General features: G+C 61.5%; 4 protein-coding genes. All 4 read left to right on the top strand.

The annotated features are described in order from the left end of the window. Positions 1-259 precede the first annotated feature (259 nt). The 4 genes from PseAD21_RS16575 to PseAD21_RS16560 all read left to right on the top strand — a co-directional run bounded on the left by PseAD21_RS16575 (position 260) and on the right by PseAD21_RS16560 (position 6,558). Positions 260-1,420 (top strand): efflux RND transporter periplasmic adaptor subunit, encoded by a 1,161-nt coding sequence (locus tag PseAD21_RS16575; protein WP_102356604.1) that lies wholly within the window; start codon positions 260-262, stop codon positions 1,418-1,420. After that, positions 1,417-4,461 carry a multidrug efflux RND transporter permease subunit gene (locus PseAD21_RS16570; protein WP_102356603.1) on the top strand — a complete coding sequence of 1,015 codons (3,045 nt, stop codon included), beginning with the start codon at positions 1,417-1,419 and terminating at the stop codon, positions 4,459-4,461. Before PseAD21_RS16575 ends, PseAD21_RS16570 begins: the two co-directional genes overlap by 4 nt. Positions 4,462-4,526: 65 nt before the next feature. Beyond that, positions 4,527-5,204, top strand: a complete 678-nt coding sequence (locus tag PseAD21_RS16565) for a heavy metal response regulator transcription factor (RefSeq protein ID WP_025109277.1) — start codon at positions 4,527-4,529, stop codon at positions 5,202-5,204. Beyond that, positions 5,194-6,558, top strand: coding sequence for a heavy metal sensor histidine kinase (locus tag PseAD21_RS16560; protein WP_102356602.1), 1,365 nt, complete (start codon positions 5,194-5,196; stop codon positions 6,556-6,558). The genes PseAD21_RS16565 and PseAD21_RS16560 overlap by 11 nt, the downstream gene beginning before the upstream one ends. Positions 6,559-6,611 lie beyond the last annotated feature (53 nt).

The following is a 6,611-nucleotide window of genomic DNA, read 5'->3' as shown; positions in this document are numbered from 1 at the left end:
CAATCCCGGAGCGAAGGAACCCCGAGCCCCAGCGAGCGGGCCGCACGCAGGAGCAAGCGTTTTTTTGCTTACTTTTTTTAGGCGTTTGTAAAAAAAGTGAGTCGCCGTCAGGGCGAAACCCTAAGCTGCCGTTACCGCAGCAACGGATATGTAGCCAGCGAAACTGACAGCGCCGACAGCTAGCCGTCACCCTACTGACCCGCAGACAGGTTTATAAAGACAACAACCCTGCCCAAACTCCGTCCGGCGCCCACCCCGCATGCGAATCCAAAAGAACAAAGCCCTGCTCGCCACCCTATTGATCGTCCTCGCAGGCGCAGGTCTGTGGTACACCCTGAAACCCGCCCCCACAAAACTCGCCACCCCCACCGCCATCCCAGTGCGAGTCATAGCGGTCAGCGAAAAAGACGTCCCCCGCTACACCAGCGGCATCGGCTCCGTCCTCTCATTACACAGCGTCGTAGTACGCCCCCAGATCGACGGCATCCTCACCAAAATCCTCGTCAAAGAAGGCCAACTCGTCAAAGCCGGCGACCTGCTGGCCACCATCGACGACCGCTCCATCCGCGCCAGCCTCGACCAGACACGCGCCCAACTGGGCGAAAGCCAGGCGCAACTGCAAGTCGCCCTGGTCAACCTCAAACGCTACAAACTGCTCACAGTCGACGACGGCATCTCGAAACAGACCTACGACCAACAACAAGCCCTGGTCAACCAACTCAAAGCCACCGCCCAAGGCAACCAGGCTTCGATTGATGCGGCACAAGTACAACTTTCCTACACACAGATCCGCTCCCCGGTCACCGGCCGCGTCGGTATTCGCACAGTCGACGAAGGCAACTTCCTGCGCATGACCGACACCGCCGGCCTGTTCACCGTCACCCAGATCGACCCGATCGCCGTCGAGTTTTCCCTGCCCCAGCAAATGCTGCCGACCCTGCAAGGCCTGATCAACGATCCGCAACGCGCCCAGGTCAAGGCCTACATCGGCGCCGACACCGACGGCGAAACCGGCAACCTGCTCGGCGAAGGTCACCTGACCTTGATCGACAACCAGATCAACGCCAACACCGGCACCATCCGCGCCAAAGCCGAATTCGACAACGGCAGCCAGAAGCTCTGGCCCGGCCTGTTGGTCACGGTAAAAATTCAGACGGCGCTGGACAAGGATGCGCTGGTTGTACCGCCCACCGTCGTACAACGCGGTCTCGACCAACACTTCGTTTACCGGGTGAACGGCGACAAGGTCGAAGCGGTGCAGGTGCAGATGGTTTATCAGGGCAGCGACCAGGACATCATCAAAGGCGTGAAGGCCGGTGACGTACTGGTGACCGATGGCCAGTCGCGGCTCAAACCCGGTTCCACCGTGCAGGTCATGAGCGAGCCGGCGCAGGTGGTGCAAGCGGAGCCGAAACCATGAAGGCGCACAAAGGCGTCTCCACGTGGTGCATCGATCACCCGGTCGCCACAATCCTGCTGACCATCGCGCTGGTGCTGGTCGGCGCAATTGCCTTCCCGCGCTTGCCGATTGCCCCACTGCCGGAAGCGGAATTTCCGACGATTCAGGTGTCCACGCAGTTGCCCGGCGCCAGCCCCGACACCATGGCTTCATCCGTGGCCACGCCGCTGGAGGTGCAATTCAGCGCCATCCCCGGCATGACCCAGATGACGTCGAGCAGCGCACTGGGCTCAAGCCTGCTGACCCTGCAATTCACCCTCGATAAAAGCATCGACACTGCTGCGCAAGAAGTCCAAGCGGCGATCAACACCGCCGCCGGCAAGCTGCCCAAGGACATGCCGACGCTGCCAACGTGGAAGAAGGTCAACCCGGCCGACAGCCCGGTGCTGATCCTCAGCGTCAGCTCGACGCAAATGCCTGGCACCGAACTCAGCGACCTCGTGGAAACCCTGCTCTCGCGTCAGATCAGTCAGATCGACGGCGTAGGCCAAATCAACATTACCGGTCAGCAACGTCCGGCGATTCGCGTGCAAGCCTCGGCGGACAAACTCGCGGCGATCGGCCTGACCCTCGCCGACATCCGACTGGCGATTCAGCAGACCAGCCTCAACCTGGCCAAAGGTGCGCTGTACGGCGAATCGAGCATTTCGACGCTGTCGACCAACGACCAGTTGTTCCACCCCGAGGACTACAGCCAACTCATCGTTTCCTACAAGGATGGTGCGCCGGTTCACCTGCGTGATGTCGCCAAAGTCGTCAACGGTTCGGAAGATGCCTACGTGCAAGCGTGGGCCGGTGATCAACCCGGTGTGAATTTGGTGATCTCGCGCCAGCCCGGCGCCAACATTGTCGAAACCGTCGACCGCATTCAAGCCGCCCTGCCCGGCCTCGAAGCGATGTTGCCGGCCTCGGTACAAGTGAAAACCCTGATCGACCGTACCCAGACCATTCGTGCCTCGCTGCATGAAGTCGAGATCACCCTGTTGATTGCAATCATGCTGGTGGTCGCGGTGATGGCGCTGTTCCTGCGTCAGTTGTCGGCGACCCTGATTGTCTCGGCCGTACTCGGCGTATCGCTGATCGCCAGTTTCGCGCTGATGTATATCCTCGGTTTCAGCCTCAACAACCTGACGTTGGTGGCGATCGTCGTCGCGGTCGGCTTCGTCGTCGACGATGCGATCGTGGTGGTGGAAAACATCCACCGGCATCTGGAGGCCGGTGACGACATGCGCGAAGCGGCCATCAAGGGTGCCGGCGAGATTGGTTTCACTGTGGTCTCGATCAGTTTCTCGCTGGTGGCGGCGTTTATTCCGCTGCTGTTCATGGGCGGCGTGGTTGGGCGACTGTTCAAGGAATTCGCCCTGACCGCGACCTCGACCATCATGATTTCCGTGGTGGTCTCGCTGACCCTGGCGCCGACGCTGGCGGCGCTGTTCATGCGCAAACCGGTGCATCACGCCCACGACAAACCGGGTTTCAGCGAACGCTTGCTCGGCTGGTACGAGAAAGGCCTGCGCCGCGCCCTCGCCCATCAGAAATTGATGATCGGCGTATTCGGTTTATCACTGGCAATGGCCATCGGTGGTTACATCTTTATCCCCAAAGGTTTCTTCCCGGTGCAGGACACCGGTTTTGTCCTCGGCACCACCGAAGCCGCTGCGGATATCTCCTACGGCGACATGGTGAAAAAGCACCTGGCGATGGCCGAAATCGTCGCCGCCGACCCGGCCGTGCAGGCGTTTTCCCACTCGGTGGGCGTGTCGGGCAGTAACCAGACCATCGCCAACGGGCGCTTCTGGATCGCCCTGAAAAAACGTGGTGACCGTGACGTCTCGGCCAGCCAGTTCATCGATCGGATTCGTCCGCAACTGATGAAAGTCCCGGGCATCGTGCTGTACCTGCGCGCAGGGCAAGACATCAACCTCAGCTCCGGGCCGAGCCGCGCGCAGTACCAATACGTGCTCAAGAGCAACGACGGTGCGACCCTCGCCACCTGGACCCAGCGCCTCACGGAAAAACTGCGCAGCAACCCGGCGTTCCGCGACATTTCCAACGACCTGCAACTGGGCGGCAGCATCACCCACATCAGCATCGACCGCAGCGCCGCCGCACGTTTCGGCCTCACCGCAAGCGCTGTCGACGAGGCGCTGTACGACGCCTTCGGTCAGCGCCAGATCAACGAGTTCCAGACCCAGGTCAACCAGTACAACGTGATTCTGGAACTGGACACCAAACAGCGCGGCAAGGCCGAAAGCCTCAACTATTTCTACCTGCGCTCGCCACTGAGTGGCGAGATGGTGCCGCTGTCGGCGCTGGCAAAATTTGATGCGCCGACCATCGGCCCACTGTCGATTGCCCACGACGGCATGTTCCCGGCGGCCAACCTGTCGTTCAACCTCGCTCCCGGCGTGGCGTTGGGTGACGCAGTGATCCTGCTCAATCAGGCCAAGGCCGAGATCGGCATGCCGACCGCGATCAGCGGCAACTTCCAGGGCGCGGCGCAGGCATTCCAGAGTTCGCTGGCCAGCCAGCCGTGGCTGATTCTCGCAGCGCTGGTGGCGGTGTACATCATTCTCGGCGTGCTTTATGAGAGTTTCGTGCATCCGCTGACGATCATTTCCACGCTGCCGGCGGCAGGTTTGGGCGCGGTGATCATGCTGTGGATCTGCGGCCAGGACTTTTCGATCATGGCGCTAATCGGGCTGGTGCTGCTGATCGGTATCGTCAAGAAGAACGGCATCCTGATGATCGACTTCGCCCTCGAAGCGCAGCGCCATCGTGGACTGCCGCCGCAGGATGCGATTTACGAGGCGTGCATCACGCGGTTCCGGCCGATCATCATGACCACCCTCGCCGCCCTGCTTGGCGCCCTGCCGCTGATGCTCGGTTATGGCACTGGCGCCGAACTGCGCCAGCCGCTGGGGATCGCGGTGGTGGGCGGTTTGCTGGTCAGCCAGATGCTGACGCTGTTTACCACTCCGGTCATATACTTGTGGCTTTAGCGGCTGTTCCATCGGCCTAAGCCTGCGCCTTCACCAGCGCTGGCAACCACAGACTGAGGCGGGTCATGCGCGTTCTGATTATCGAAGACGAGGAAAAAACCGCAGATTATCTGCACCGCGGTCTGACGGAACAGGGTTACACCGTGGATCTGGCCCGCGACGGCGTCGAGGGCCTGCACCTGGCGCTGGAAGGCGACTACGCGGTGATCGTCCTCGACGTGATGTTGCCGGGCCTGGACGGCTTCGGTGTGCTGCGCGCGCTGCGTGCACGCAAGCAAACCCCAGTGATCATGCTCACCGCCCGCGAGCGGGTCGAAGACCGCATCAAGGGCCTGCGCGACGGCGCCGACGATTACCTCGGCAAACCGTTTTCCTTCCTCGAACTAGTCGCGCGCCTGCAAGCGCTGACCCGGCGCAGCGGCGGGCATGAACCAGTGCAGGTGAGCATCGCCGACCTGTGGATAGACTTGATCAGCCGCAAGGCGACCCGCGCCGGCACGCGACTGGACCTGACGGCGAAAGAGTTCTCGCTGCTCAGCGTGTTGGCGCGGCGCCAAGGTGAAATCCTCTCGAAAACCGCCATCGCCGAGATGGTCTGGGACATCAATTTCGACAGTGACGCGAATGTCGTCGAAGTCGCGATCAAGCGTCTGCGGGCCAAGCTCGACGGGCCGTTCGACGAGAAACTGCTGCACACCATTCGCGGCATGGGTTATGTGCTGGAGAGCCGTGGTGTCCAGTAATTCCATCGCGCTGCGCCTGAGCGGGATGTTCACGCTGGTGGCGCTGCTGGTGTTTCTGTTGATCGGCGGTGCGTTGTATCAGCAGGTCGACAAGGGCCTGGGCCTGTTGCCGGAGGCCGAACTGGACGCGCGTTACAGCGTGCTCGAATCGGCCCTCAACCGTTATGGCACACCCGAGCATTGGGTGAAGATCAACGCCAAGCTCAAGCTGCTCGGCGAGGAAGACAAGCGCATCCGTTTCTGGGTGGTCAGCGGTGATCCCGGTTACGAGTATGGCGAGCCGGACGCCCTGATCCGCACCTTCGCCAAAGGCCTGACGGGCATGCATGACCTGCAGTTGCCCGACCACCCCTATCCGCTGAAAGTGCTGCTGACCGAACTGCCGGCCAAGGATCAGCGCCCGCCGCTGCGCTTCATGATCGGCATCGACACCGAGACCTTCCACGAGACTCAGCACAACCTGCTGATCGCCTTGGTCAGCCTGGCGATTATCGGGGTGCTGATGGCGTCGGCATTGGGTTACTGGGTCGCGCGGATCGGCCTCAAGCCGCTGATCAAACTGTCCCACGAAGCCCAGCGCCTGGCGCCACCACTGCGCGCCGGACGCTTGCGCCTGTCGCCGTTGCCGCCGGAACTTGAGCAGTTTGTCGAGTCGTTCAACTCGACGCTGGAGCGGGTCGAACAGGCCTACTCGCGGCTGGAATCGTTCAATGCCGACGTGGCCCATGAACTGCGCTCGCCACTGACCAACCTGATCGGCCAGACCCAGGTCGCACTAACCCGCGGGCGCTCCGCCGAACACTACTTCGAAGTGCTGCAATCCAACCTCGAAGAGCTGGAGCGCCTGCGTTCGATCATCAACGACATGCTGTTTCTTGCCAGCGCCGACCAGGGCAGCAAGGCGACCAAACTGACCGAAACCTCGTTGGCCGATGAGGTCGCGACCACGCTGGAATACCTGGATTTCATCCTCGAAGACGCGCAAGTGCAGGTGCACGTGAGTGGTGATGCGCATGTGCGCATCGAAATCGCGCATTTGCGGCGGGCGTTGATCAATCTGCTGAGTAACGCCGTGCAGCACACCGCGCCTGGCAAAGTGATCGAGGTGCGAATCGAGGTCGAGGAACATCAGGTCAGCATCGGCGTGGCCAACCCGGGATCGCCGATTGCCAACGAGCACTTGCCGCGTCTGTTCGAGCGCTTCTATCGGGTCGATGCGTCACGCAGCAACAGCGGCAATAACCATGGCCTGGGGCTGGCGATCGTCAAGGCGATTGCGCTGATGCATGGTGGCGATGTGTTTGTGCGCAGTGATCGGGGGATGAATACCTTCGGGATTTATTTGCCGGTCTGAAAAGCCCCTCACCCTAGCCCTCTCCCGGAGGGAGAGGGGACTGACCGAGTTGT

The sequence above is a fragment of the Pseudomonas sp. AD21 genome (genome assembly GCF_002878485.1).
Classification (GTDB): domain Bacteria; phylum Pseudomonadota; class Gammaproteobacteria; order Pseudomonadales; family Pseudomonadaceae; genus Aquipseudomonas.
The sequence above is the reverse complement of the archived record's forward strand: the minus strand, read 5'-3'. Positions and strand labels throughout refer to the sequence as shown.